Raw genomic sequence first — 24974 nt, 5'->3', positions numbered from 1 at the left:
GCCTCTTCGAGTGATCATCGTGTCCCGACTTTTTTCTATCTTTGTCGCATTTGTCGCCAGTTTTCTGCTGATGGGTTCAGCTCACGCCGAAGTCAAAGTTCTCACCAGTATCAAGCCTCTACAGCTGATTGCCGCTGCGGTGCAGGACGGTGTGGCGATTCCGGAAGTCTTGCTGCCGCCCGGCGCCTCCCCGCATAACTATGCCTTGCGCCCATCCGACGTACGGAAGGTGCAATCGGTCGATCTGGTGTACTGGATCGGTCCGGGCATGGAAGGTTTCCTGCCCCGCGTGCTGAATGGTCGTACGCTGCCCAGCGTCGCCGTGCAGGATTTACCGGGCCTGAAACTGCGACATTTCGCCGAAGATAGCCACTCCCACGCCGAAGAAGCCGACGAGCATGATCACGATCACCGTCCCGGCAGTCTGGACGCGCACTTGTGGCTTTCGCCGGTCAACGCCCGCGTCATCGCCACAAAAATGGCCGCAGACCTGAGCGCAGCCGATCCGACCAATGCCGCACGTTATCAGAGCAACCTCAAGGCGTTCGATGAGCGCCTGGATGCAATGGATCTTCGCTTGAAAGCGCGTCTGGCCGGCATCGCGGGCAAACCGTACTTCGTATTCCATGAGGCCTTCGACTACTTCGAAGACGCCTATGGCCTCAAGCACGCGGGCGTTTTCAGCGTCGCTGCCGAGGTCCAGCCCGGCGCCCAGCACGTCGCGGCGATGCGCGCTCGTTTGCAGGAAATCGGCAAGACCTGCGTGTTCAGCGAACCGCCTCTGCGTCCGCGCCTGGCGGAAACCCTGGTGGCGGGTCTGCCGGTGAAGCTGGCGGAACTGGACGCGCTGGGCGGGTACACGCCAGCGACCGCTCAGGGGTATGAGCAGGTGCTGGAGAAATTGGGGAGTGATTTGGCGGGGTGCCTGGAGTCGTTGTAATTCGAAAATTGCGGCGCCCCATTCGCGAGCAAGCCCGCTCCCACATGGACCGCATAAATCCTGTGGGAGCGGGCTTGCTCGCGAAGCTTTTAAAGGGCGAACGGCAGCGGCGTGCTGACCTTCTGCCGCTGCGCCAGTCGCTGCTGAAACTCCATCGGATCGTGAATCAGCACGTCCTGCCCGGCAAACGACTCGGCGGCGATCAACCGCGACAGCCAGAACCGCACACACGCTACCCGCAGCATGGTCGGCCACAACCCCGCCTCGGCCGCCGTGAACGGTCGCAGCGCTGCATAAGCGCCAAGCAATGCCCTCGCCCGCGGCCCGTCGATCAACCCGCTTTCGTCCGAACACCAGTCGTTCAAGGCGATCGCCACGTCGTAGAGCATCGGCCCCGAACAGGCGTTGTAGAAGTCGATCAACCCGGTCAGGTGAGTGCCTTCAAACATCGCGTTATCGCGGAACAGGTCGGCGTGGATGTTGGCTCGCGGCAGCGCCAGAATTTTCGTCTTCTGCTGTGTGATTTCGTCCAGAGCCCGTTGCAGCAGATCGCTTTGCTCGGCATTGAGGTGCGACAGCAACTGCGTGCCCTCTTCCAGCATCCAGTCCAGGCCGCGATCGGTCTTGCGCTTGATCATATTGGCCTGGGTCGCCAGATGCAGATGGCCGAGCAACTCGCCCACCTGAGCGCAATGCTGCGCATTGGCTTCCTTGATGTGCTTGCCGGCCAGACGCGGCTGCAACAGCGCAGGTTTGCCGGCCAGTTCGCGCAAGGCGACGCCGTCGGTGGTGCGCAAGGCATAAGGCACTGGCAGGTCGGCGTCATGCAGCACGTCGAGCAACTCGATGAAGAATGGCATTTCCTGAACCGGACCACGCTCAACCAGGGTCAGGACAAATTCGCCCTGCTCCAGGCTGATGAAGAAATTGGTGTTTTCGCTACCGGCGGCAATCCCCTGGAAATCAAGCAGGCGGCCGAGCCCGTAAGGGGCGAGAAAGGTTTCCAGCTCGGGCCGAGCCAGCGGGGTGAACACAGACATGTTTGAACTGCCAGTACGGGCGCCGCTGCTTGAGCCAGCGCCGATTGAAATTAAGAAGCTACTTCCACTCAAAAATCTTCCACGACGGAATCAGCATATCCGGCTGATCCGAGCGGATGTAGTTTGCATCGGTCCCGTCAGCGCGCACCAGAAAATACGGCGGTGCGCCCTTCGGCGTGACCTTGATCGCGTACAGGAAACCGTTTTGGCGGTACTCCTGGATGGTTTTGTCCCCTTCCGTGCGGATCGTGACTTCTGGCTCCGGTGTCGGTGCATCGTCCGCCGCCATGACGGCCAACGGAACGGATGCAAACAACCCAGCCAGCAACAGGCGATTTAGTGTGCGCATGATAACCTTGTCCCTTTGTCGTCAACGGTCCCGCTATTCTAGCGCCGGACCCGCCGAAAAGGTTGATCCTGCTCATGAGCCAAGCCCCCCTCGTCCTGGTGGACGGTTCTTCTTACCTGTACCGCGCCTTTCACGCCCTGCCGCCGCTGACCACTTCCAAAGGTTTGCCGACCGGTGCGGTCAAAGGCGTGCTGAACATGCTCAAGAGTCTGCGCAAGCAGTACCCCGAAAGTCCGTTCGCCGTGGTGTTCGACGCCAAGGGTGGGACTTTTCGCGATGACATGTACGCCGAATACAAGGCCAACCGCCCGAGCATGCCCGACGATATGCGTGTTCAGATCGAGCCGCTGCACCAAAGCGTGATCGCCCTGGGCTTTCCACTGTTGTGCGTCGAAGGCGTCGAAGCCGATGATGTGATCGGCACCCTGGCCCGCAGCAGCGCGGCGGCCGACCGCCCGGTGGTGATCTCCACCGGCGACAAGGACATGGCGCAGCTGGTCGACGGCCACATTACCTTGGTCAATACCATGACCGGTAGCGCGCTGGACGTGGAGGGCGTGAAGGAGAAATTCGGCGTCGCTCCCGAGCAGATCATCGATTACCTGGCACTCATGGGCGATTCTTCCGACAACATTCCGGGCGTTCCGGGCATTGGCCCGAAGACCGCTTCCGGCCTGTTGGTCGGCGTGAACGGCGGCCTGACCGAGCTCTATGCACAGCTCGACATCGTCCCGACCCTGCCGATTCGCGGGGCCAAAACCCTGCCAGCCAAGCTCGAAGAGCACAAGGAGATGGCGTTTCTCTCCTATCAATTGGCAACCATCAAGATCGACGTGCCGCTGGATATCGGCCTCGACGACCTGCAAATGGGCAACCCGGATCACGACAAACTCGCCGAGCTCTATACCCTGCTGGAGTTCAAGAGCTGGTTCGAAGAGAACCAGCGCGACGCCAAGCGTTCCGGTCAGGAAGTCGCCGCTCCGGTGGCTGAAGAAGCGGCCGTCGATACCGAACTCAAGTACACCACCATCCTCACCCAGGCTGATTTCGACCTGTGGCTGAAGAAGCTCAACGACGCCAAGTTGATTGCCTTCGACACCGAAACCACCGGCATCGATGCGCAGCAGGCACAACTGGTGGGCCTGTCTTTCGCTGTACAAGCCAACGAAGCGGCCTACATCCCGCTGACCCATTCCTACATGGGCGTGCAGGATCAGCTCGATCGCGACACCGTGCTGCGCGCGCTGAAGCCGATCCTGGAAGACCCGAGAAAACTCAAGGTTGGCCAGCACGCCAAGTTCGACATGAACATCCTGGCCAACTGCGCTATCGGTGGCGATCAGAGCTGCGGCATCACCGTGCAAGGCGTCGCTTTCGACACAATGCTCGAATCCTACGTGCTGGACTCCACCGCGACCCGCCACGACATGGACAGCCTGGCGTTCAAGTACCTGAATCACACCACTACCAGTTTTCAGGACATCGCCGGCAAGGGCGCCAAGCAGCTGACGTTCGATCAGATATCCCTGGAACTGGCCGGGCCTTACGCTGCCGAAGACGCCGACGTAACGCTGCGCCTGCATCAAACCCTGCTGGAAAAACTCAACGCCATCCCGAGCCTGAGCAAGGTCCTGAGCGAAATCGAAATGCCGTTGGTGCCGGTGCTGGCACGGATTGAACGCCAAGGCGCGCTGGTCGATGCCAACCTGCTGGGCATTCAGAGCGTCGAACTGGGCGAGAAAATGGTCGCCCTCGAGCGTGAGGCGTTCGCCATTGCCGGGGAAGAATTCAACCTCGGCTCGCCAAAGCAATTGGGCGTGATCCTGTACGAAAAACTCGGCCTGCCAATCCTCAGCAAAACCGCCAAGGGCCAGGCGTCCACCGCCGAAGCCGTGCTGGCGGAACTGGCTGAACAGGATTTCCCGCTGCCCAAAGTGCTGATGCAGTACCGCTCGATGAGCAAGCTGAAAAGCACCTACACCGATCGCCTGCCAGAGCAGATCAACCCGCGCACCGGGCGAATTCACACCTCTTACCACCAAGCCGTAGCGGCGACCGGGCGTTTGTCGTCCAGCGATCCAAACCTGCAGAACATTCCGATCCGCACCGCTGAAGGGCGTCGGATTCGTCAGGCGTTCGTCGCGCCAAAAGGCTACAAGCTGCTGGCAGCGGACTATTCGCAAATCGAACTGCGAATCATGGCTCACCTGGCCAAGGACGAAGGTTTGCTGCACGCATTCCGCAACGATCTGGACGTGCACAAGGCCACTGCCGCCGAAGTTTTCGGCGTTGAACTGGCAGCGGTCACCACTGATCAGCGTCGTAGCGCCAAGGCGATCAACTTCGGCTTGATCTACGGCATGAGCGCGTTTGGCCTGGCCAAACAGATTGGTGTTGATCGCAAGCAATCCCAGGCCTACATCGACCGTTACTTCGCCCGTTACCCAGGCGTGCTGGAATACATGGAGCGCACCCGTGCCCAGGCTGCCGAACAAGGTTTCGTCGAGACCATCTTCGGTCGTCGCTTGTACCTGCCGGAAATCAACGCGAAAAACCCGGCCCTGCGCAAAGGTGCCGAACGCACGGCGATCAACGCCCCGATGCAAGGCACCGCGGCGGACATCATCAAGAAAGCCATGATTGCCGTGGATAGCTGGCTGACAGCATCAGGCCTCGACGCCAAAGTCATCCTGCAGGTGCACGATGAATTGGTTCTGGAGGTGCGTGAAGATTTGGTCGACCAGGTCCGTGATGAAATTCGCGTGCACATGAGCGATGCAGCGAAGCTTGATGTGCCGCTGTTGGTCGAGGTTGGCGTAGGAAATAACTGGGATGAGGCTCACTGAGCCGTGTGAAAAGGCGTTTTCCGCTGCGGCATAGTGCCGCAGCAGAAAGGACGAAGGGCTCTTAGTTCGGAAAATGCGCTGGGCTATTCCAAAGGCTTTTTAAAAAATTCTGAACTAATCTCCTGAATCGCCACTCAGAGTTACTGAATGGGTGGTGAAGCCCTTCGATGCTCCTAATGTTGTGTTAAGTGTTGGCAGATATCTGGACCCCGCCCTAGCGGTCCGGAACTTGAACCCCGGAACTTCCCCCTCCCCATAAGAAGTCCGGGGTTTTTTTTGCCCGCGGTTTTTGCAAATGGCTTACTCCGCGAGCTCGGCGCCCTTGTCCGCCAGTTCCATCCAACCCGCCAGTACAGTGTAGGCGTCTTCCAGGCCCATGCGTTTTGGCGCCGAGAACAACTGGATGCTGATCGCATCTCCCCAACCCTTGCGGATGTCTGCCTGAACCTTGAGCAGGACGTTTTTCGCCGCGCCGTAGGTCAGCTTGTCGGATTTGGTCAGCAAAATGTGCATCGGCATGCCGCTGGCGACAGCCCAGTCGAGCATCAGCAGGTCGAAGTCGGTCATTGGATGACGGATGTCCATCATCAAGATCAGACCCTTCAAACTCTCCCGACCACCCAGATAGGCTTCCAGGTGACGCTGCCAGTGCAGCTTCAACGGGATAGGCACTTTCGCGTAACCGTAACCCGGCAGGTCGACCAGACGACGATCATCGTCTAGCTTGAAGAAGTTCAAGAGCTGCGTGCGACCCGGAGTTTTCGAGGTCCGCGCAAGGCTGGCGTGCGTCAGGGTGTTCAGCGCACTGGACTTGCCGGCGTTGGAACGCCCGGCGAAGGCCACTTCAAAGCCTTCGTCGTCGGGACATTGATCGACTTTGGCAGCGCTGAGCATGAAGGTGGACTGTTGGCACAGGCCGAGGATGGGGTTCTTGAGTTGCATGGGATTTCCGATGTGGGCGGCGCCGGGAATGGACGCGGCGAGCAGTGTCGTTTCCGTTTCAGTGACGCCAGTATATAATGCCGCAGATTTTGTGTGCGCTTTGTCCCAGCGTAGGATGAAGTTCACGAGAGCGATTGACCTTGATTGCGCACTAGAACGCAGAACGCTCTCAACCCTGAAAAGGTCGTTTTATGACGAAATGGCTGCTAGCTGCCGGTGTCTTGATGCCGCTTTACAGCGCTCAGGCTACACAGGATCCGGAAGCTGTGTACAACCGTGTTTGTGGTGCCTGTCATTCCGGCCAACTACCCATAGCGCCCAAAAAGGGCGATCAGGATGCTTGGACGCCGAGGTTGGCGAAAGGTATGGAGACGCTGGTGCAACACGTGACCCAGGGTTTCAAGGCGATGCCGCCGCGTGGTTTGTGCATGGACTGCAGTGCCGAGGATTACCAAGCAATCATCCAGTGGATGAGCGAGTGATCCCGGTCCATAACTCTTTAACCCTTAGCCGTAGTTGGATTAGCTGATGAACAAATTGATCGTGAGTCTGCTGTTGACCGTGGGGATCTCCGGCATTGCCCATGCTGCAGGTGATGCGACTGCTGGTCAGGCGAAAGCCGCAGTATGTGGCGCCTGTCATGGCCCGGATGGCAACAGTATGGCGCCTAACTTTCCGAAACTGGCAGGCCAGGGCGAGCGTTATCTGAACAAGCAGCTACACGACATCAAGTCCGGCAAACGCACGGTACTGGAAATGACCGGCCTGCTGACCAACCTGAGCGATCAGGATCTGGCCGATATCGCCGCCTACTTCGCCAGCCAGAAAGGCAGCGTTGGCGCCGCCGACCCGAAAGTCGTTTCTCGCGGTGAAGCATTGTTCCGCGGCGGCGATCTGGCCAAGGGCCTGCCAGCCTGCACCGGTTGCCACTCGCCAAATGGCGCGGGCAACGCAGCCGCCGGCTTCCCGCACCTGGGCGGCCAGCACGCTCAGTATGTAGCCAAGCAACTGACCGACTTCCGCAAGGAAGAAGGGGGTCGCAGCAACGATGGCGACACCAAAACCATGCAGACCATTGCAAAAAGGCTGAGCGACGAAGATATCGCAGCAGTGTCCAGCTACATTCAAGGCCTGCACTAAGGCCGGCGAATCGGGCGTCGCGCGAGGCTTACATCTCCTGCAACGTTAACGCTCTATTAATCCGTCGCAGCAAGTATAAAAAGGGTGGCTTAGGCCGCCCTTTTTTGTGGCCGCTGCCGTTACACTACAGAACTCAAGCCCGCCAGTACCTGTCTGAAAACAGGTCGCGCGAGGCGACCAAAATTGTCCAGGAGTAAAGCATGCGTAATCTGATCATCAGCGCCGCACTCGTCGCTGCCAGCCTGTTCGGCATGACCGCCCAAGCGGCTGAAGCACCCGCAGCGCCTTATGTCGAATTGAGCAATCCCGTCCCGGTAGCGGTGCCTGGCAAGATCGAAGTGGTGGAGCTGTTCTGGTACGGCTGCCCGCACTGCTACGCTTTCGAACCCGTGATCAATCCATGGGTTGAGAAACTGCCTTCCGACGTGAACTTCGTCCGCATTCCGGCCATGTTCGGCGGCCCGTGGAACGCACACGGCCAGATGTTCCTGACCCTTGAAGCCATGGGCGTCGAAAACAAGGTTCACGCTGCGGTGTTCAACGCAATTCAAAAAGAACACAAGAAGCTGGTCGACAAGAATGAAATGGCAGACTTCCTGGCCACTCAGGGCGTAGACAAGGACAAGTTCCTGGCCACCTTCGACTCCTTCGCCATCAAGGGCCAGATCGTCAAGGCCACTGAACTGGCCAAAAAGTACGAAATCTCCGGCGTTCCGACCATGATCGTCAACGGCAAGTATCGCTTCGACGTGGGCTCTGCCGGCGGCGCCGAGCAAGCATTGCAACTGGCCGACAAGCTGATCGACAAAGAGCGAGCGGCTAGCAAGGCTGCTGCCAACTAAGCGCGGCGACTGCCATGCGCCGCTGGGGTACTGAACGCGTCGTTGGCCTGCATGATCCGCGGGTCAACGAGCATCATCTGGAGTCGACGGGCCTGCCCGCAGACAGTCGTCTGCGCTTGCTCAGTTTCAATATCCAGGTTGGCATCAGTACCGAGCGCTATCACCACTACCTGACCCGAGGCTGGCAGCATCTGTTGCCGCACACCGGGCGTGCCGACAATCTGCAAAAGATCGGCAATTTGCTGGGCGACTTCGATCTGGTCGCCTTGCAGGAAGCCGATGGCGGCAGCTTGCGATCAGGCTACGTCAACCAGGTCGAACACCTGGCCCAGCTCGGCGCATTCCCCTACTGGTATCAACAACTCAATCGCAATCTCGGACGCCTCGGCCAGCACAGCAATGGTGTGCTCAGCCGCCTCCGTCCGTGGGCGATTGAAGATCATCCGCTACCGGGGCCCAAGGGTCGCGGGGCGATTCTGGTGCGCTTTGGCGAAGGTCCTGAGGCGCTGGTGGTGGTCATGATGCACCTGGCACTGGGCGCTCGCGCCCGCAGCATGCAACTGGCTTACATCCGCGAGTTGATCGGCGGCTATAAACACCAGGTGCTGATGGGCGACATGAATACCCATGCCAGTGACTTGCTGCAAAACTCCCCGTTGCGTGACCTCGGCCTGCTCGCGCCGCAACTGGAAGCGACGTTCCCTAGCTGGCGCCCGCAGCGCTGTCTGGACCATATTCTGCTGAGCCCCACCCTGACCCTTGAAAAGGTCGAGGTGCTGGCACAACCCATTTCCGATCACCTGCCGGTCGCGGTAGAGATTCGTCTGCCGGGTTCGCTCACGGCCGATGCATTGCCCGCGTTGAGTCCTGCCCCTCGCGGATCCCATGAATGAGCGACGAAGCACAGCGCTGGAAAGAGAAATACCTCAAGAGCATCGAACAACAGGAAAAGCTCGAACGTCGATGGGACGCCCGGCTCGATCTGCTGCGTCGTGGCCTGGTGCGCAGCACGCTGGCAGCCGAGGGCACCGACCGCGTCGTTGACCAATGCATGAAGGAAATGCGTGAAGTCGTGCGCACCGACGACATGGACGCCGGCCTGGCCGCCCTGCTTCCGCGGCTGGAAAAAGCCGTGCTCGACTCCGAACAACGCCGGGAAACCCGGGTTAATCAGACCAGCGCTGCATTGACCGCGCTGGTCTCGCAGCTGCAAACATTACCGCTGCCCCGCGAAGTAAGCCGGCCGCTGAAAAACTTCGCCAAGCATCTGGAGGCAAGAGTCGGGCAGGCGCGCGAAATTCCGTTGCTGCTCAGCGAACTGAGCGGCCTGCAAGGCAAAGCCCTGAATCAGCTTGAAAACCCGGCAGAACCCGGTCGCCCTGGTTTGCTGCAGCGACTGTTTGGTAGCCGTGAAGCGGATGAAGCGGCATCACAGATTGCCTCCGGCACCTTCCCGACAACCGCCCCGCAGCCAGCCGAAGCGGTTGCTGTGCCTCATGCCGAGACACCACAGGTAACCGTCGATCTCGCTCCAGAGATCGATAAGCCGCAAGTGGCGGTCGCACAAGTTGCCGCGCCCGCTACTGCATCCGAGCCAACGACGATCGAGGCTCCACCCGCAGCAGCGCCTTCTCCTACAGTTGTAGCGTTTGTCCCGCCGGTGCTTGAGCCGGAGCGAGCACGCGCCCAGACTCCAGAGACGCAACCGCAACCGGACATAGAACATCCAGAAGAACCCGCTCCATCAATCATCGAGCCAGAAATTCAGGCTCAACCGGCTATCAATCCCGACGAACTGACCCCGGTGGTCTATCTCGACAGCCTGCCGTTGCCCCCGGCCCTGGCCGAAGTGTTGGCAGCCGTAGACACTGAACAATCCGAGCCGGATGTTCTCTACGCCCTGCCGGACTCACCCGAGCCGTCCTACAGCTCGGTGGCCAAGCATATCGAAGACACGCTACTGGGCCTGCTCGACGACCTGACGCTGCCCGAGCGTCATCGTCCGCAAGCCGAAGCGATGCGTGATCGCCTGCAAAACGGTTTGAATTGGTACGAACTGCTGCCAATCCTCGACGATCTGGCAACCTTGATGCTGGCAATCACCGACAGTGGCCAGCATGAATTCGAAGCCTACTTGCAACAGCTAAACGAACGCCTCGAGTCATTCCAAAGCAACTTGCAAGCCGCCAGCGAAGGCCATGCCGACAACCGTTCCGCCGCACGTGAGATGGACACGCAGATCCGCGAGCAGGTCGACGGCTTACAGAGCAGCATGCAGGAAGCCGCCGACCTGGACGATCTCAAGCACGTCCTGGAAAACCATCTGGAAGGCCTGCTCGGCACCATGGACCAGCACCAGAAACAGCGTGACGAGCGCGAGCAGGAAGTCGCAGCCCGCCTCCATGGTCTGGCCGAACGCGTTGCGCACATGGAGCAGGAAGCCCTGGGCTACCGCGAGCATCTTGAAGAGCAGCGTCAGAAGGCGTTGATCGACCCGCTGACCGGCCTGCCTAACCGGGCCGCCTGGAGCGAACGGCTGGATCACGAAATCAACCAATGGCAGCAACACGACAACACCCTGTTGCTGGCAATGCTCGACCTCGACCATTTCAAACGCATTAACGATAACTATGGCCACCTGGCGGGCGACAAAGTACTGAAAATCATTGCCAGCGTGCTACGCAAGCGCCTGCGTGGGACGGATTTCATCGCCCGGTTCGGCGGTGAGGAGTTTGTCCTGTTGATGCCAGACACAGTGCCAGCTGCTGGTGCGAAACTGCTGGAAAAGCTGCGCGCCTCGATCGAAGCCTGCCCTTTCCACTTCAAGGGCGAGCCAGTAACCATCACCATTTCCATGGGCCTGACTGCATTCAAACCCGGCGAACATAGCGATCTGGTCCTTAAAAGAGCCGATCAGGCTCTATATCGCGCGAAACATGCCGGCCGTAACCAAGTGGCACTGGGCTGACGGTCAATTGTTCCATTTTGTTTAAAACTTCGCGTCGGCCTTCTGCGCGCAAGACAGTACGTTACACTGTTGCATTACTGTCTTGCGTGTATTGCCTTCTGCCATGAAATACTTAGCTCTCATCGTGTCGCTGACTCTGTTGGCCGGTTGTGCCAGCGGCCCCCGGTTCGACACCCGTCACCCTTCAGCCAATTACGACAGCCGCATTCAGTTCGTGGTGGTGCACTACACCAACGCTTCACTGGAACGCTCGCTGCAACTGCTGACCCACGGCGACGTCAGCAGCCACTATCTGATTGGCGACGACAAGGGCGCCACCATCTACAAGCTGATGGATGAAAACCTCCGAGCCTGGCACGCCGGGGAAAGCGAATGGCAGGGCCGGACCTGGTTGAACTCCAGCTCCATCGGTATCGAAATCGTCAATCCGGGTTTTAAAGACACCCCTACCGGGCGCCTTTGGTACCCCTACAGCGAAGACCAGGTCCAGTCCCTGATCGTCCTGCTCAAGGACATCAGCAAGCGTTACGCCATCAATCCCCGCAGCATCATCGGCCACAGCGACATCGCCCCGCTGCGCAAGCTTGATCCGGGGCCGCTGTTCCCCTGGAAGCGTCTGGCTGCCGAAGGCCTGGGAATCTGGCCGAACGAGCAGGCCGTAACGCGTCAACAAGCACAGTTCGAAGTACAACTGCCAACCATCAGCTGGTTTCAGGCACAGCTGGCCCGCGCGGGTTATCCCACGCCGCAAACCGGCGAACTGGATGTTGCGACACGTCATGTGATTGCGGCCTTCCAGATGCATTTCCGACCGTCACGTTTCGACGGCACCCCGGATGCGCAAACCGCGGCGCTTCTACAAGTCTTGAACCAGACAAAATAATGACGCCCGCCCGACGGTCAGGGCTTTTTTTCCAATCAGCAGCTATAACTCATTGGTAATTCTTCGGATATTCCCTATGCCTGCTGCTCGAGAGAAACTACGTAGTTGGTTCTTTCGCCCTTGGTTTTTGGCGATACTGGCTGCTGCCTTGAGCGCGACACTTCTGATGGCCGGCAGTCTGTTCGTGGCCATGCATCAAGTCGAGCAGAGCGAAAGCGAAGAAATGAACGCCCAGGGCGAGCGCTTCCTTGCTCGTCTGGAGCAACTTTTCGGGCAGTTGCGTGAAAGCCTCGACGACCTGGAAGCCCAGCCGTTACGCGGCTGCGATGACGAAATGATCGCGACCTTGCAACAGGTCAGCTTCAATTATCGCTTCGTTTACGAAGCCGCTTATATGGACGCCTCGCGGATCTGTTCCAACCGCCCCCGCCAGGAAGGGCTGTCGATGATAAGGCCGCCAGACATCAAGGGGCCGACCTACAGCTACTGGCTGAACACCACCACCGAACCCGATGAAAACCGCGCCGCGCTGATGCTCGGGCGCGGCAATTTTCGTGTCGCGACGTCTCGCGGGCATTTGACCGACATGGTCGACTTGCCACCGGGAAGCAGCCTGCTGGTGGTGCTCGACCATGGTACGCGCGCGATTCCGGTACTGGGTGTCTCGCAGACTTGGCCACCAACCGAACCCTGGCCCCCGAAAAGCCTCGACGCGCTACAAGTGACACATTCCCGCTTGATTTACCGCATGCCCACCAACAATCCGGAATACCAATTGGTGCTGATCAGCCCGCGCACCGGCATGCATGTGCCCGCAGTCTGGTGGTGGTTGCTGCCGGCCAGCCTGGCACTCGCCTTATGCGTGGGTTTTCTGGTGCTTCTGCTGGTGCGCCAGCGACAGTCGCTGGACGCCGAACTGAGTGGTGCCATACGACGAGGCGAATTGCAGGTGCTGTATCAACCGATCTTCGACCTCGACAGCCGTAACTGTGTCGGGGCAGAAGCCTTGCTGCGCTGGCGAAGGCCGGACGGCACCCTGACCAGCCCCGACCTGTTTATTCCGATGGCGGAGAACACCGGCCAGATCCGCCAGATGACCGACTTCGTCCTGCAACGCCTGCTTGAGCAGCTAGGTCAATTGTTGCGAGCCAATCCGCAACTTTACATCTCGGTCAACCTGGCGGCCTGCGACGTCATGGTGCCGCGTATCGGTCAGGTAATGGCGCGACTGCTGACCTTGCACCGCGTCGCGGCAAAGCAAATTGCCTTTGAAGTCACCGAACGGGGATTGATCGATGTCGTGGTAGCCCGGGAAAACCTGCAAGCCTTGCGGGACGTCGGGCATCAGGTGCTGATTGATGACTTTGGCACCGGCTATTGCAGCCTCGCCTATCTGCAAACCCTGCCAGTCGATTGCCTGAAAATCGACAAGGCGTTTATCGATGCGCTGGGTCATGACGCTGCAAGTAGCGGTGTCGCCCCGCACATCATTCACATGGCCCAGGCCCTGAAACTCAAAGTGATTGCCGAAGGCATCGAACTTGAATCCCAGGCGGCGCTCCTGAGCAGTGAAGGCGTGAAGTTCGGTCAGGGTTGGCTATTCGCCCATGCGTTGAGTGCGGTGCAGTTCATCGAGCTGATTACCCGTGGTCGCCGATTGGCTGCCCGACGTCTCGATGACGAAGCCTGAAGCCGCTGCGGCTTAAACCGACAGCGCCATATAGAACTGAGTACCCTGCCCTGGCCGCGAATAAACACCCATCCGACCGCCGTGCAACTGCACGATTTCCTTACACAGTGCCAGACCGAGTCCGGCACCGCCCTTCTTGCGACCGACCTGTACAAAGGGTTCGAAAATCCGCCCCTGCTGACCATAGGCAATGCCTTCGCCGTTGTCCTCGACGCTGATAATCACTCGTTCCCCATGGCGTCGAGCCTGCAAACGTATTTGCCCGCCGGAAGTGGTGTGGCGCAATGCGTTGTCGATCAGGTTATCGAGCACCCGGTCCAGCTGCGGCTGATCGGCCTGCAATCGCGGTAATGGCCCTTGCACTTCCACCAGCAGGTCGATGCCCTGCTCTTCTGCAGGGCCGGCAAAACGTGCCCGGGCCTGCTCCAGCAAATCCTCGATGGCGCACGGCGCCAACGTGAGTTTCTGCAATCCGTTCTGGTAGCGGGAGAAGTTCAGCAGGTCGTTGATCAACTGCATCAAGCGCTGCATCTCTTCATTCACGGTGTCCAGCAGGTCAGCTTCACGCGAGTCCTTGGCAAAGTGGGCGCGCTCGCGGAACAGGCCGAATGCCATATGCATCCCGGTAACCGGCGTTCGCAATTCATGGGAGGCGCGCAGCACGAACTCGCTGCGCACCCGCTCAAACGCCCGCTGTTCGGTGACGTCATGCAGCACCATCACGGCGCCGAGAATATGACCTTGTGTATGGCTGACCGGCGTCAGGCTAAAGGTCAGCAACCGAGACTCACCGTCGACCTCAATACTCAGGTCCTCAGGCGCCCGCTCCAGGGTGCCGCCGCGCAGCACCAGTTGCAGCTGATCATCGAGCTCGGGACGCTCAAGCGCCGTACCCAGACCTTGACCGAGACGATCACTGTCCCAACCCAACTGACGCTGCGCTACTGGGTTGAGGTGTTCCAAACGACCATCGCGGTCAATCATCAACAGCCCATCGTCGATACTGTCGAGCACGGCCTGCAAACGCTGCTGGCCTGCGAGCAGTTCATCGACATTGGTGGCCTGATGCTCGCGCAGGGCCTCGGCCATGATCCCGAAGCGCTTGGTCAGCTGGTTCATTTCCATGGCCGAGGAAATCGGTAGCGTCACTTCGAAATTGCCTTGGCCGATGTTGTCCGCCGCCTGGGCCAGGGCCTCGATCGGTTCACCAAAACGTCGAGCGATAGCGTGGGCGGTGACGAAGCCGATGATCAGCACCGCCAGCCCCACCAGCCCGAGCAGACCGGCAACCAGCAGCGCCCTCTCCCGAGTCTGCCGTTCGGTGGCATTGATGTTATCCAGCGCACGCTGTTGCTCGACGATCAAACCATTGCGCAGCGCATTGAATTTTTCGGTGAGTTCTTTGTTGCCACTCAACACCTGTGTCGAGTCACGTGACAGGTCGTACGCCTGTAGAAAGCTCAGGTAGTCAGTCTTGGCCTGTTCGAAACCGTGCTGGCGCTCATCGCCAGCCTGGGCATGGACAATGCCGTCATCAAGCAACTGAAAATAGTGCTGCTTGGACGCCTCAAACGCTGGAGGATCCGGCTTCTCGCTGAGCATGATCATCAGCTGATCGCCCAAGGTCTGACGCAATTTCAGTCCCAGGTCGAGCGTGACGAAATTATTGCGAATCAGCGCTTCCTGGGAACTCGCCATCTGCATCACGCTGACCAGCCCGAGCAACAGCCCCAGCAGCGCCACGGTGATCAGTGCGGAAATACTCAGAAACAGCCGCGTGCGCAACTTCATCGCCAGTTTCATCGCAGACAGCTCACAAGTTGTACTGCTTGCGTTTTCGGTACAACGTCGAGGCATCGATACCCAGGGTCTTGGCGGCCTGGTCCAGCGTATCTGCAGTGGCGAGGACCGCTCCGATGTGGGCTTTTTCCAATTCATCCAGACTCAGCGCAGCGCCGATGCGAGGTGCGTTGTTGACCGGGGTTTCAGCCATGCCCAAGTGACTGATCTCGACCCGTTCCTGTGGACAAATGATGCTTGCCCGCTCCACAACGTTGCGCAGTTCGCGAATATTCCCCGGCCAGCGGTAGCCGAGCAGTGCTTCACGGGCTTCGTCACTGAAGCCCCGAGCCGGACGCGCGTATTCCTTGACGAAACGGGCCAGAAAGCGATCGGCCAGGGTCAGAATATCTTCCCTGCGTTCGCGCAGTGGTGGCAGATGCAGGGTGATCACGTTCAGGCGGTAGAGCAAATCTTCACGGAAACGGCCGTCGCGCACCATGTCTTCGAGGTTCTGGTTAGTGGCCGCGAGGATGCGCACATCGGCGCGGCGGGTGACCGGGTCGCCCACCCGTTCGTATTCTTTATCCTGGATGAAACGCAGCAGTTTAGGTTGCAAAACCAACGGAAAATCGCCGATCTCGTCCAGAAACAGCGTCCCACCGTCGGCCTGATTGACACGACCGAGAGTACTTTCGCTGGCCCCGGTGAACGCGCCACGGCTGTGGCCGAAGAGCTCGCTTTCCATGAGTTCGGCGGTCAGGGACGGGCAGTTGATCGTGATGCAGGATTTCTTCGCGCGCTTGCTCCAGCCGTGAATGGCCTGGGACAGTTCGCCTTTACCGGTGCCGGACTCGCCGAGAATCAAAATATTGGCATCGGTGCTGGCCACCTGGCGGGCGGTTTCGAGCACGACTTTCATCGCCGGGCTGTGAGAGTCGAGTCCATCCTTGGGTTTGCGCACTTCGCCTTCAAGGGCTTCCAGACGTGCCGACAGTTGCCGCACTTCCAGCTGCTTGGCGGTGGCCAGGCGCAATTGGTCGGGGCTGCAAGGCTTGACCAGATAGTCGGCGGCCCCGGCCTGAATGGCATCCACGGCAGTGTCCACGGCCGAATGAGCGGTGACGATCACCACCCTCATCCACGGCGCCTGAATGCGCATTTGGGCCAGCACATCGAGGCCATTGTCTTCACCCAGACGCAGGTCGAGGAAGCACAGGTCGAAGACTTGGCGCTGAAGCAATGCATCAGCCTGAGCGGCGCTGTTGGCGGTAGCGACGCTGTAGCCTTCATCTTCGAGGCAATAACGGAAAGTACGCAGGATGGCGGACTCATCGTCCACCAGCAGAATGCGGCCTTGATGCTCAGTGGCTGATTCCATTTTCCTACGCTCCTTAATGAATGATCTTGGTTAGTCCCGGAAAAATCGGGCAAGTTGCATGGTTGATTCTGGTCGATTCCAGCCACAGCAGCGTAGCTCTCTCCTCACCCTACGGCTAATCGCCTGATTTTGTTGTTTTTTTATCAGATAGCCGGTTCGCAGGCGATTGCTGGTGTCCCCTTGTGACATCCACGCCCTCCTCGCAATTCAAAAATATTGAAAGTTCCTACGAGTCCATCGTGCATTACGCACGACTTCAAAAGGACCATCGTGCAGGATGCGTCCGATCCGAATTCGACATCATTCGTAACTAATTGATTTTATTGATTTTTATTATCATGAAAAGCTGGCATGCAGGCTGCAATGGTCTGAGTAACCAGGGCATTTAGACGCCGCCCCAACCAAGATCACCACCGTGTGGGAGGAGCTTCAGGATGAGTCGTCAACGTGCCGCCCAGTTGCGTATCTCGCCACTGCATCTCCAGCAAGGTCTGTTTGCTGTTCTGGCGCTATTAATCACCTTGATCGGCGGCCAGCAGTTTCAGCGTTGGGAGCAGAGCCAGCAGCAAGAAGCGCCACGCTTGTCGATTCAGCACCCGACTCAAACCCATTTCAGTGCGGCCAGCAGTAACCAGGCTGACAGCCCCCCAATGCGAATGATGGACGTCGACCAGGCTCAGCCTGCAGATGAGATGCCTCGCCAGGAACGTTGGGTGTTCTAAACACATGAACTTGGCGCTTTCGATGCGCCGGGAAAAGCACCACAAGCAACATCTCTAAATAGAAGCGTAAGGAGAATCACCATGTTGAGCTGGGCAATCACATTCTTGATCATTGCCATCATCGCTGCGGTACTGGGCTTCGGTGGTATCGCGGGCACCGCCACGGGTATCGCCAAGATTCTCTTTGTCGTGTTCCTGGTGATGTTCATTGCTTCCTTCTTCTTTGGCCGTCGCGGTCGAGGGTGAATATGAGCGTTTTGTTAAAGACACTGGCAGCCGCCCTGCTTCTGGGCGGCAGTGCCATGGAAGAAAGATCCACACTGGTACTGAATTCGTAACATGAAAGAAGCAACATGGCTTCTTTCCACTGCGCTACCCGAGGAAGGTAGACGCATGATCAAGGGGCCGGGACGTTCTGCCTGTTTCAGGGGCGGAGTGACCTACGGGTACAGGGAGTGCCTGCGCAAGGGCCGGGTCAGGCAGAAGCTGCGACGCAAGTTCGCCGGTCACTCATGGATCGACGGACTTGCGAAGAGCTTCCTCAGCGCAAAGTCTTGTATTAGAGCGTTCTGCTCGCCTCCTCCGCTAATTCCTCGCAAAACCATTTCGCGGTGTTTCTTGGTGACCGTATATCGAGAAAACTGCGACTCAAAGACCGAGAATCTTCGCGCTTAAACGTAGGCTTTTTCCCAAGTTTTAGCCCACATTCCTTTGCTCAAAAAACAACCAACCTCCTCTGCGATGGCCGGTTCACGGCACTTATGCCTGCCGAAATGTCGTATTCGAACCGGTTGGGACGCGAGTTTCAGATAAAAAAGCTCATGCCGATTCGGCATAGGGTAGGCGTTTACGGCATTAGACGTTGCTTCCTTGCATCTGAATAGTTGCGCCTTTTTTCGCCTGCCAGAGAGCCGATAACAAGCGCTCCGGGGCACCTTATACGGGGGCCGATGCACAAGACTTTTTCGCCACAAGCGTTCCAGTTCTTGCATCTGTCTGAGTCAAACGCAAGTAAGGGTAAAGATATGAAGAAGGCAAAGCTTAGCCTCGCCTGGCAGATCCTCATCGGTCTGGTATTGGGGATTGCAATCGGTGCGCTGCTCAACCATTTCAGTGCCGAAAAGGCCTGGTGGGTCAGCAACGTCCTGCAACCGGCAGGCGATATCTTTATCCGTCTGATCAAGATGATTGTGATCCCGATCGTGATCTCCTCCTTGATTGTCGGTATTGCAGGTGTCGGCGACGCGAAGAAGCTCGGGCGTATCGGCCTCAAGACCATCCTTTATTTCGAGATCGTTACCACCATCGCCATCGTGGTCGGTCTGGTGTTGGCCAACGTGTTCCATCCGGGCACCGGCATCGACATGAGCACCCTGGGTACCGTGGATATTTCCAAGTACCAGGCCACCGCCGCTGAGGTTCAGCATGAACATGCGTTCATCCAGACCATCCTCAACCTGATCCCGTCGAATATCTTCGCGGCCATGGCCCGCGGCGAGATGCTGCCGATCATCTTCTTCTCCGTATTGTTCGGTCTCGGTCTGTCGAGCCTGCAATCGGACCTGCGCGAGCCGCTGGTGAAGATGTTCCAGGGCGTGTCGGAAAGCATGTTCAAAGTCACTCACATGATCATGAACTACGCCCCGATCGGCGTTTTCGCATTGATCGCGGTGACCGTGGCCAACTTCGGCTTCGCGTCCCTGCTGCCGCTGGCCAAACTGGTGATCCTGGTTTACGTCGCCATCGCCTTCTTCGCCTTCGTGGTATTGGGCCTGATCGCTCGCTTGTTCGGCTTCTCGGTGATCAAGCTGATGCGCATCTTCAAGGATGAGCTGGTCCTGGCCTACTCCACCGCCTCCTCCGAAACCGTGCTGCCGCGCGTGATCGAGAAGATGGAAGCCTACGGCGCACCGAAAGCCATTTGCAGCTTCGTGGTCCCGACCGGCTACTCGTTCAACCTCGACGGTTCGACCCTGTACCAGAGCATCGCGGCAATTTTCATTGCCCAGCTCTACGGCATTGACCTGTCGATCAGCCAGCAATTGCTGCTGGTGCTGACCCTGATGGTCACCTCCAAAGGCATCGCCGGTGTACCGGGCGTATCCTTCGTGGTGCTGTTGGCCACCTTGGGCAGCGTGGGTATTCCACTCGAAGGCCTGGCGTTCATCGCCGGTGTCGACCGCATCATGGACATGGCCCGTACCGCACTGAACGTGATCGGCAATGCCTTGGCCGTGCTGGTCATCTCCCGCTGGGAAGGTATGTACGACGACGCCAAGGGCCAGCGCTACTGGAACTCCCTGCCGCACTGGCGCAGCAAGGAAAAATTGCCGGCTGGCGAGATTTCCAGCAATTAAGCAGGTCCCTTGTGGGAGCGGGCTTGCTCGCGAAAGCGGTGTGTCATTCAGCAAATAGGTCGACTGACACTCCGTATTCGCGAGCAAGCTCGCTCCCACACTGGTCCGCGTATATCGCACAAACAAACCCCGGAGAAATCCGGGGTTTGTCGTTTCTGGCTACCCCGCTATCATTCGCCGCATTCTTCGGGGGATTTGACTGATGCTTAATGGCCTGTGGCTTGGCTTCTTCATCGTGGCTGCCGTTTCGGCACTGGCGCAATGGCTGATCGGCGGTAACGCCGGGATCTTCGCGGCGATGGTGGAAAGCATTTTCGCCATGGCCAAGTTGTCGGTCGAAGTCATGGTCCTGTTGTTCGGCACCCTGACGCTCTGGCTGGGCTTTCTGCGGATTGCCGAGAAGGCAGGGATCGTCGAGTGGCTGGCCAAAGCGCTGGGCCCGTTGTTCCTGCGGCTGATGCCGGGAGTGCCGGCCGGGCATCCAGCCATTGGCCTGATCACGCTGAACTTCGCCGCCAACGGCCTGGGCCTGGATAACGCCGCCACGCCGATCGGCCTTAAAGCCATGAAGGCGCTGCAAGAGCTCAACCCCAGCGCCACCATCGCCAGCAACGCGCAGATCCTCTTCCTGGTGCTCAACGCCTCTTCCCTGACCCTGCTACCGGTGACGATCTTCATGTACCGCGCCCAGCAAGGTGCACCCGATCCGACCCTGGTGTTCCTGCCCATCCTGCTCGCCACCAGTTGCTCGACATTGGTCGGCCTGCTGTCGGTGGCGTTCATGCAGCGTCTGCGCCTGTGGGACCCGGTGGTGCTCGCGTACCTGATTCCCGGCGCCCTAGCCCTCGGTGCCTTCATGGCGCTGCTGGCGACGCTCTCAGCGACCGCTCTGGCCGGCCTGTCATCGATCCTCGGCAACGTGACGCTGTTCGGGCTGATCATGTTGTTTCTGGTGATTGGCGCGCTGCGCAAGGTGAAGGTGTACGAAGCGTTCGTCGAAGGCGCCAAAGAAGGCTTCGACGTGGCCAAGAACCTGCTGCCGTATCTGGTGGCGATGCTGTGTGCTGTCGGCGTGCTGCGGGCATCCGGAGCGCTGGATTTTGGCCTGGACGGGATCCGGCATCTGGTGGAATGGGCCGGTTGGGACACGCGCTTCGTCGATGCGCTGCCGACGGCCATGGTCAAGCCGTTCTCCGGCAGTGCCGCCCGGGCGATGCTGATCGAAACCATGAAAACGTCTGGCGTGGACAGCTTCCCGGCGCTAGTGGCGGCGACGATTCAGGGCAGTACCGAAACGACGTTCTATGTATTGGCGGTGTACTTCGGCGCGGTGGGGATCCAGCGGGCGCGGCATGCGGTAGGGTGTGCGTTGCTGGCGGAGTTTGCCGGCGTTCTCGGCGCGATCGGGGTTTGCTACTGGTTCTTTGGCTAACCACAAAACCCTTGTGGGAGCGGGCTTGCTCGCGAAAGCGGTATGTCATTCAACATTGATGTCGACTGACACTCCGCTTTCGCGAGCAAGCCCGCTCCCACATTGGGTTTGCGTTGGCCTCAAGGTCTGAGCGGTGGCGCGACTTTCTGCCCTTGCTCCACCGCCCAAGCCACCACCTGCGCCGTCAACTGGTCACTGGCCTGGCCAAACCCGGCCACCACCGCTGGCACCTTCGCATCACTCAACGGCTGGCGCACTTCAAAGCGTCGGCTGGCAAGGATTCGCTGGTCATAACCGCGCACCAGCAACGCATCCAGACGCACGACGACGCTCGCGTTCGTTCCTTGGTATTCAGTCTGGAATGCCTGCAGGCTACCGCCCAGTTCAAGATCCGCCTGGAAGTTGCTGTCGTCGGTGCTCAGCAATGTCACCCGACCATCACGCTGGAAACCATCCAACAGACGATTGCGCAGCAACACCGGTGCCGGGTCGCTCCAGCGCGAAGCCTTGTAGCTGCTGATCAGGTCACCTTGAGGGATCACGGCGATCTTCGGGCTGTTCAAGGCTTCGCTGGCCTGCGGCTTGGTCAGACGCAACGACCAGCGCTGCGGCGTCCCGTGACTGGCCGATGCGCTGCTCTGGGCCGAAGGCAACCGATAGACATCGGACGGCTCGGACTTGGGCAGGATCGAGCAGGCGCTGAGCACAATGAAGCCGGCGAGGAGGGCGAGGTGAGTCAGCTTCATGGCGTGAACTCCTTGTTCTTGTCATTACCCAGCAAATAACCGGTGGGGTTGGCTTCCAGACGCTGGGAAATAGCCCGCAACGACGTCAGGGTGTCGCGCAGTTCACGCACCGCCGGAGCCAGACCATTGAGGCCTTGCATGCCGCTGTTGAGCGAATCCTGATTGGTCGTGAGCAGCTTGTTGATGGTCGCGCTGCTCTGCTCCAGCGACTTCATCGCCTGCTCGGCACTGCCAAACACCTGCTTGCCTTGATCGTTGAGCATGCCATTAGCGTTGCGCATCAGCGCCGACGTCTGTTCCAGCATGGCGCCGGCCTGTTTGCCGACCGAGGCCAGTTGTTGCATCGCCTGGCGGATATCGCCGCGTTGGTCGGCGATGGTGCCGGTGGTTTGCTCCAGATGCTCAAGGGTATTGCTGATGCGCTCGACGTTGTCCGAGGAAAACATCTGGTTGGCGTTATGCATCAGCATGTTCACGCCAGCCATCAGGTCGCCGCTGTCGTTCAACAAGCGAGCGATAGGCGAGGGCGATGCAATAATCGTCGGTAATTCACCGTCCTTGCCCTTGAGCTTCGGACTCTGCGGTGTACCACCGCTGAGCTGAATGATCGAGGTGCCGGTGATCCCGGTCAGCGCCAATATGGCCCGGGTGTCCTCCTTGATCGGCGTATCACCACCCAGACGAATCCGTGCCAGCACCCGGCGCGGGTCTTTCGGGTCCAGGCGCAGGGTCACCACGTCGCCGACCTTGATCCCGCTGTACTGCACGGCGCTGCCCTTCGACAGGCCGCTGACGGCCTCGTTGAAGACGATTTCGTAATCCTTGAACTCGGTGTCGACGCTGGACTTGGCCAGCCACAAGCCGAAGAGCAGGGCGCCCGCCACCACAATCACGGTGAACAGGCCGATCAATACATGATGGGCTCGGGTTTCCATGTCAGACCTCCTTAAGCTGTTGAGCGGCGGTCAGCGCCGCGCGGCCGCGAGGGCCATGGAAGTATTCGTGAATCCACGGATCGTCGGTTTCCGACACCTTGCTGATAGCATCCGCCACCAGCACTTTCTTTTGCGCCAGCACCGCCACGCGGTCGGTGATGGTGTAGAGCGTGTCGAGGTCGTGGGTCACCAGAAAAACACTCAGGCCCAACGCATCGCGCAGGGTCAGGATCAATTGATCGAACGCGGCCGCGCCAATCGGATCGAGGCCAGCGGTGGGTTCGTCGAGAAACAGGATGTCCGGGTCCAGCGCCAGCGCCCGGGCCAGTGCCGCACGCTTGATCATGCCGCCGGACAGCGAAGCGGGGTACTTGTCGGCCGCCGACAGCGGCAACCCGGCCAAGGCCATTTTCACTGCCGCCAGGTGTTCGGCGTCCTCTCGGCTCAAACCGGCATGCTCGATCAGGGGCAGGGCGACGTTCTCGGTCACGGTCAGCGAAGAGAACAGGGCGCCTTTCTGGAACAGCACGCCGAAGCGCCGTTCGACCATCGAGCGCTCGTGTTCAGACAGCGTCGGCAGGTTTTTGCCGAAGACATTCACCCCCCCTTCGCTGGGCTGGCGCAACCCGACGATGCTGCGCAACAGCACCGATTTACCGCTGCCGGAACCGCCGACCACGGCGAGGATTTCGCCCTTGTACAAATCCAGATCGAGGTTCTCATGCACGCTCTGACTGCCGAAGCGATTGCACAGCCCACGGACTTCGATCACCGCCTCAGAGGGCGCTCGGGGTAGTCGACTCACCAGCCCATCTCCATGAAAAACAGCGCGGCCACGGCGTCGAGCACGATCACCACGAAAATAGACTGGACCACGCTGGACGTGGTGTGCGCGCCGACGGACTCGGCGCTGCCGCTGACTTTGAAGCCTTCAAGACAGCCGATGGCGGCGATCAGGAACGCGAAGATCGGCGCTTTGACGATCCCCACCAAAAAGTGCTGAACACCGATGTCGGTTTGCAGCAGCGACAGGAACATCGCTGGCGAGATATCCAGCGCCACCGCGCAAACCACACCGCCGCCGACAATCCCCGAGAGCATCGCCAGAAAGGTCAGCATCGGCAGCGCGACCAGCAGGGCCAAGACTCGCGGCACCACCAGCAGCTCCATCGGGTCCAGGCCCAAGGTACGGATGGCGTCGATTTCTTCGTTGGCTTTCATCGAGCCGATCTGCGCGGTGAACGCACTGGCGGTGCGGCCGGCCATCAGGATCGCGGTCAGCAACACACCGAATTCGCGCAGGAAGGAGAACGCCACCAGGTCCACGGTGAAAATACTCGCGCCAAAACTCGCCAACACCGTCGCCCCGAGAAACGCCACCACGGCGCCCACCAAAAAGGTCAGCAGGGCGACGATGGGGGCGGCGTCGAGGCCGGTCTGTTCGATGTGCGCCACCATCGGCGTAATGCGCCAGCGCTTGGGGCGAAACAGATTGCGGGCGATGGTTTCCAGAATCAGGCCGACGAAACCCAGCAGTTGCAGGGTGTCCTGCCAGATCGCGTCGACCGCGCGGCCGATGCGGGTCAGCAGTTGAATGCCGACGCTGATTTCCGGTTCCTTGATCGGCACGCAGAAGTCGGTCAGCGAGCAATAGACGGTCTGCAACAAGGCACGGTCGGCCGAGGACAGTGTGCAATCGGGGTGTTCGGCGGATCGGCCCAAACGCTCGGACCCCAGCAACTCCACCAGCAGCGACGCACCGGCGGTGTCGAGCGCGCCGAGGCCATTGAGGTCGATGTGAGTGCTGTCGTCGTATTGGCCGCGGAGCTTTTCGCTCAGGTGCTTGAGATCGGCGTAATGGGCAAGCGTCCAGTCACCCGTTACCCGCAACTGAGCAGGGGAGTGAGAGGTGTCCAGTCGGGCGCTACCGGCCATTGTGCTGCTGGTCATAAGCTCCGTGCTTTATCGGCTATTACGCAGCT

General features: G+C 59.4%; 22 protein-coding genes. 13 read left to right on the top strand and 9 right to left on the bottom strand.

Going from position 1 to position 24974, the window contains the following annotated elements:
* Nucleotides 1-19 precede the first annotated feature (19 nt).
* On the top strand, nucleotides 20-940 hold the full coding sequence (locus ACMXYH_RS01215) for a zinc ABC transporter substrate-binding protein (protein ID WP_129439661.1): 921 nt from the start codon (nucleotides 20-22) through the stop codon (nucleotides 938-940).
* Nucleotides 941-1029: 89 nt separating this feature from the next.
* On the opposite strand, the gene ACMXYH_RS01210 is transcribed toward ACMXYH_RS01215, so the two are convergent.
* Both ACMXYH_RS01210 and ACMXYH_RS01205 read right to left on the bottom strand, forming a co-directional pair.
* Nucleotides 1030-1980: a homoserine kinase gene (locus ACMXYH_RS01210; RefSeq protein WP_129439662.1), complete on the bottom strand. Its 951-nt coding sequence runs from the start codon at nucleotides 1978-1980 to the stop codon at nucleotides 1030-1032.
* Nucleotides 1981-2038: 58 nt separating this feature from the next.
* The gene (locus tag ACMXYH_RS01205; RefSeq protein ID WP_008156001.1) at nucleotides 2039-2329 is read right to left on the bottom strand and encodes a DUF2782 domain-containing protein; all 291 of its coding nucleotides are present in this window, start codon (nucleotides 2327-2329) and stop codon (nucleotides 2039-2041) included.
* A gap of 74 nt (nucleotides 2330-2403) precedes the next feature.
* Between ACMXYH_RS01205 and polA the strand changes: the two genes are divergently transcribed.
* Nucleotides 2404-5175, top strand: coding sequence for a DNA polymerase I (gene polA, locus ACMXYH_RS01200; protein ID WP_415766053.1), 2772 nt, complete (start codon nucleotides 2404-2406; stop codon nucleotides 5173-5175).
* A gap of 300 nt (nucleotides 5176-5475) precedes the next feature.
* On the opposite strand, the gene yihA is transcribed toward polA, so the two are convergent.
* Complete coding sequence (gene yihA / locus ACMXYH_RS01195) at nucleotides 5476-6117, bottom strand: ribosome biogenesis GTP-binding protein YihA/YsxC (protein WP_415766052.1); 642 nt, start codon at nucleotides 6115-6117, stop codon at nucleotides 5476-5478.
* A gap of 191 nt (nucleotides 6118-6308) precedes the next feature.
* Here yihA and ACMXYH_RS01190 point away from each other — a divergent pair, with 191 nt between their 5' ends.
* The 7 genes from ACMXYH_RS01190 (at nucleotide 6309) to ACMXYH_RS01160 (ending at nucleotide 13640) form a co-directional block, all read left to right on the top strand.
* Nucleotides 6309-6599, top strand: a complete 291-nt coding sequence (locus tag ACMXYH_RS01190; RefSeq protein ID WP_415766051.1) for a c-type cytochrome — start codon at nucleotides 6309-6311, stop codon at nucleotides 6597-6599.
* Nucleotides 6600-6645: 46 nt separating this feature from the next.
* Nucleotides 6646-7257: a c-type cytochrome gene (locus ACMXYH_RS01185; RefSeq protein WP_129439670.1), complete on the top strand. Its 612-nt coding sequence runs from the start codon at nucleotides 6646-6648 to the stop codon at nucleotides 7255-7257.
* Nucleotides 7258-7457: 200 nt separating this feature from the next.
* On the top strand, nucleotides 7458-8099 hold the full coding sequence (locus ACMXYH_RS01180; protein ID WP_415766050.1) for a thiol:disulfide interchange protein DsbA/DsbL: 642 nt from the start codon (nucleotides 7458-7460) through the stop codon (nucleotides 8097-8099).
* Between the two features lie 14 nt (nucleotides 8100-8113).
* The gene (locus ACMXYH_RS01175; RefSeq protein WP_033059783.1) at nucleotides 8114-8992 is read left to right on the top strand and encodes an endonuclease/exonuclease/phosphatase family protein; all 879 of its coding nucleotides are present in this window, start codon (nucleotides 8114-8116) and stop codon (nucleotides 8990-8992) included.
* A complete protein-coding gene (locus ACMXYH_RS01170; protein WP_415766049.1) occupies nucleotides 8989-11067 on the top strand; it encodes a GGDEF domain-containing protein in 2079 nt (692 codons plus the stop codon). Before ACMXYH_RS01175 ends, ACMXYH_RS01170 begins: the two co-directional genes overlap by 4 nt.
* Before the next feature lie 103 nt (nucleotides 11068-11170).
* Nucleotides 11171-11950, top strand: a complete 780-nt coding sequence (locus ACMXYH_RS01165; RefSeq protein ID WP_415766048.1) for an N-acetylmuramoyl-L-alanine amidase — start codon at nucleotides 11171-11173, stop codon at nucleotides 11948-11950.
* A 76-nt stretch (nucleotides 11951-12026) separates the two neighbouring features.
* The gene (locus tag ACMXYH_RS01160) at nucleotides 12027-13640 is read left to right on the top strand and encodes an EAL domain-containing protein (protein ID WP_415766047.1); all 1614 of its coding nucleotides are present in this window, start codon (nucleotides 12027-12029) and stop codon (nucleotides 13638-13640) included.
* Between the two features lie 12 nt (nucleotides 13641-13652).
* On the opposite strand, the gene ACMXYH_RS01155 is transcribed toward ACMXYH_RS01160, so the two are convergent.
* Nucleotides 13653-15443, bottom strand: coding sequence for a KinB sensor domain-containing domain (locus ACMXYH_RS01155; RefSeq protein ID WP_415766046.1), 1791 nt, complete (start codon nucleotides 15441-15443; stop codon nucleotides 13653-13655).
* A gap of 10 nt (nucleotides 15444-15453) precedes the next feature.
* Nucleotides 15454-16800, bottom strand: a complete 1347-nt coding sequence (algB, locus tag ACMXYH_RS01150) for a sigma-54-dependent response regulator transcription factor AlgB (RefSeq protein WP_123367426.1) — start codon at nucleotides 16798-16800, stop codon at nucleotides 15454-15456.
* A gap of 434 nt (nucleotides 16801-17234) precedes the next feature.
* Between algB and ACMXYH_RS01145 the strand changes: the two genes are divergently transcribed.
* The 4 genes from ACMXYH_RS01145 (at nucleotide 17235) to ACMXYH_RS01130 (ending at nucleotide 21311) form a co-directional block, all read left to right on the top strand.
* Nucleotides 17235-17522, top strand: a complete 288-nt coding sequence (locus ACMXYH_RS01145) for a hypothetical protein (RefSeq protein WP_415766045.1) — start codon at nucleotides 17235-17237, stop codon at nucleotides 17520-17522.
* A gap of 81 nt (nucleotides 17523-17603) precedes the next feature.
* Entirely contained in the window at nucleotides 17604-17768 is a 165-nt protein-coding gene (locus ACMXYH_RS01140) for a DUF1328 domain-containing protein (protein WP_003177151.1), read from the top strand.
* Nucleotides 17769-18547: 779 nt separating this feature from the next.
* The gene (gene gltP, locus ACMXYH_RS01135; RefSeq protein WP_282479366.1) at nucleotides 18548-19879 is read left to right on the top strand and encodes a glutamate/aspartate:proton symporter GltP; all 1332 of its coding nucleotides are present in this window, start codon (nucleotides 18548-18550) and stop codon (nucleotides 19877-19879) included.
* Between the two features lie 202 nt (nucleotides 19880-20081).
* The gene (locus ACMXYH_RS01130; protein WP_415766044.1) at nucleotides 20082-21311 is read left to right on the top strand and encodes a nucleoside recognition domain-containing protein; all 1230 of its coding nucleotides are present in this window, start codon (nucleotides 20082-20084) and stop codon (nucleotides 21309-21311) included.
* A 119-nt stretch (nucleotides 21312-21430) separates the two neighbouring features.
* Here ACMXYH_RS01130 and ACMXYH_RS01125 read toward each other — a convergent pair whose 3' ends face one another.
* Genes ACMXYH_RS01125 through ACMXYH_RS01110 form a run of 4 tightly spaced genes read right to left on the bottom strand, consistent with a single transcriptional unit; the run spans nucleotide 21431 to nucleotide 24942 of the window.
* On the bottom strand, nucleotides 21431-22057 hold the full coding sequence (locus ACMXYH_RS01125; RefSeq protein WP_415766043.1) for an ABC-type transport auxiliary lipoprotein family protein: 627 nt from the start codon (nucleotides 22055-22057) through the stop codon (nucleotides 21431-21433).
* Nucleotides 22054-22992, bottom strand: coding sequence for an MlaD family protein (locus tag ACMXYH_RS01120; protein WP_415766042.1), 939 nt, complete (start codon nucleotides 22990-22992; stop codon nucleotides 22054-22056). Before ACMXYH_RS01120 ends, ACMXYH_RS01125 begins: the two co-directional genes overlap by 4 nt.
* A gap of 1 nt (nucleotide 22993) precedes the next feature.
* Complete coding sequence (locus ACMXYH_RS01115) at nucleotides 22994-23797, bottom strand: ABC transporter ATP-binding protein (RefSeq protein WP_415766041.1); 804 nt, start codon at nucleotides 23795-23797, stop codon at nucleotides 22994-22996.
* The gene (locus ACMXYH_RS01110) at nucleotides 23794-24942 is read right to left on the bottom strand and encodes an ABC transporter permease (protein ID WP_415766040.1); all 1149 of its coding nucleotides are present in this window, start codon (nucleotides 24940-24942) and stop codon (nucleotides 23794-23796) included. Before ACMXYH_RS01110 ends, ACMXYH_RS01115 begins: the two co-directional genes overlap by 4 nt.
* Between the last annotated feature and the right edge of the window lie 32 nt (nucleotides 24943-24974).

The sequence above is a fragment of the Pseudomonas frigoris genome (assembly GCF_047758635.1).
Lineage (GTDB): Bacteria > Pseudomonadota > Gammaproteobacteria > Pseudomonadales > Pseudomonadaceae > Aquipseudomonas > Aquipseudomonas frigoris.
This window is presented reverse-complemented; position numbering and strand designations above follow the sequence as displayed.

Bases quoted from the DNA above. Each gene is read 5' to 3' on its own strand.
- ACMXYH_RS01210 (WP_129439662.1), bottom strand. From the start codon at position 1,980: ATGTCTGTGTTCACCCCGCTGGCTCGGCCCGAGCTGGAAACCTTTCTC.
- ACMXYH_RS01205 (WP_008156001.1), bottom strand. From the start codon at position 2,329: ATGCGCACACTAAATCGCCTGTTGCTGGCTGGGTTGTTTGCATCCGTT.
- polA (WP_415766053.1), top strand. From the start codon at position 2,404: ATGAGCCAAGCCCCCCTCGTCCTGGTGGACGGTTCTTCTTACCTGTAC.
- yihA (WP_415766052.1), bottom strand. From the start codon at position 6,117: ATGCAACTCAAGAACCCCATCCTCGGCCTGTGCCAACAGTCCACCTTC.
- ACMXYH_RS01190 (WP_415766051.1), top strand. From the start codon at position 6,309: ATGACGAAATGGCTGCTAGCTGCCGGTGTCTTGATGCCGCTTTACAGC.
- ACMXYH_RS01185 (WP_129439670.1), top strand. From the start codon at position 6,646: ATGAACAAATTGATCGTGAGTCTGCTGTTGACCGTGGGGATCTCCGGC.
- ACMXYH_RS01180 (WP_415766050.1), top strand. From the start codon at position 7,458: ATGCGTAATCTGATCATCAGCGCCGCACTCGTCGCTGCCAGCCTGTTC.
- ACMXYH_RS01175 (WP_033059783.1), top strand. From the start codon at position 8,114: ATGCGCCGCTGGGGTACTGAACGCGTCGTTGGCCTGCATGATCCGCGG.
- ACMXYH_RS01170 (WP_415766049.1), top strand. From the start codon at position 8,989: ATGAGCGACGAAGCACAGCGCTGGAAAGAGAAATACCTCAAGAGCATC.
- ACMXYH_RS01165 (WP_415766048.1), top strand. From the start codon at position 11,171: ATGAAATACTTAGCTCTCATCGTGTCGCTGACTCTGTTGGCCGGTTGT.
- ACMXYH_RS01160 (WP_415766047.1), top strand. From the start codon at position 12,027: ATGCCTGCTGCTCGAGAGAAACTACGTAGTTGGTTCTTTCGCCCTTGG.
- ACMXYH_RS01155 (WP_415766046.1), bottom strand. From the start codon at position 15,443: ATGAAACTGGCGATGAAGTTGCGCACGCGGCTGTTTCTGAGTATTTCC.
- algB (WP_123367426.1), bottom strand. From the start codon at position 16,800: ATGGAATCAGCCACTGAGCATCAAGGCCGCATTCTGCTGGTGGACGAT.
- ACMXYH_RS01145 (WP_415766045.1), top strand. From the start codon at position 17,235: ATGAGTCGTCAACGTGCCGCCCAGTTGCGTATCTCGCCACTGCATCTC.
- ACMXYH_RS01140 (WP_003177151.1), top strand. From the start codon at position 17,604: ATGTTGAGCTGGGCAATCACATTCTTGATCATTGCCATCATCGCTGCG.
- gltP (WP_282479366.1), top strand. From the start codon at position 18,548: ATGAAGAAGGCAAAGCTTAGCCTCGCCTGGCAGATCCTCATCGGTCTG.
- ACMXYH_RS01130 (WP_415766044.1), top strand. From the start codon at position 20,082: ATGCTTAATGGCCTGTGGCTTGGCTTCTTCATCGTGGCTGCCGTTTCG.
- ACMXYH_RS01125 (WP_415766043.1), bottom strand. From the start codon at position 22,057: ATGAAGCTGACTCACCTCGCCCTCCTCGCCGGCTTCATTGTGCTCAGC.
- ACMXYH_RS01120 (WP_415766042.1), bottom strand. From the start codon at position 22,992: ATGGAAACCCGAGCCCATCATGTATTGATCGGCCTGTTCACCGTGATT.
- ACMXYH_RS01110 (WP_415766040.1), bottom strand. From the start codon at position 24,942: ATGACCAGCAGCACAATGGCCGGTAGCGCCCGACTGGACACCTCTCAC.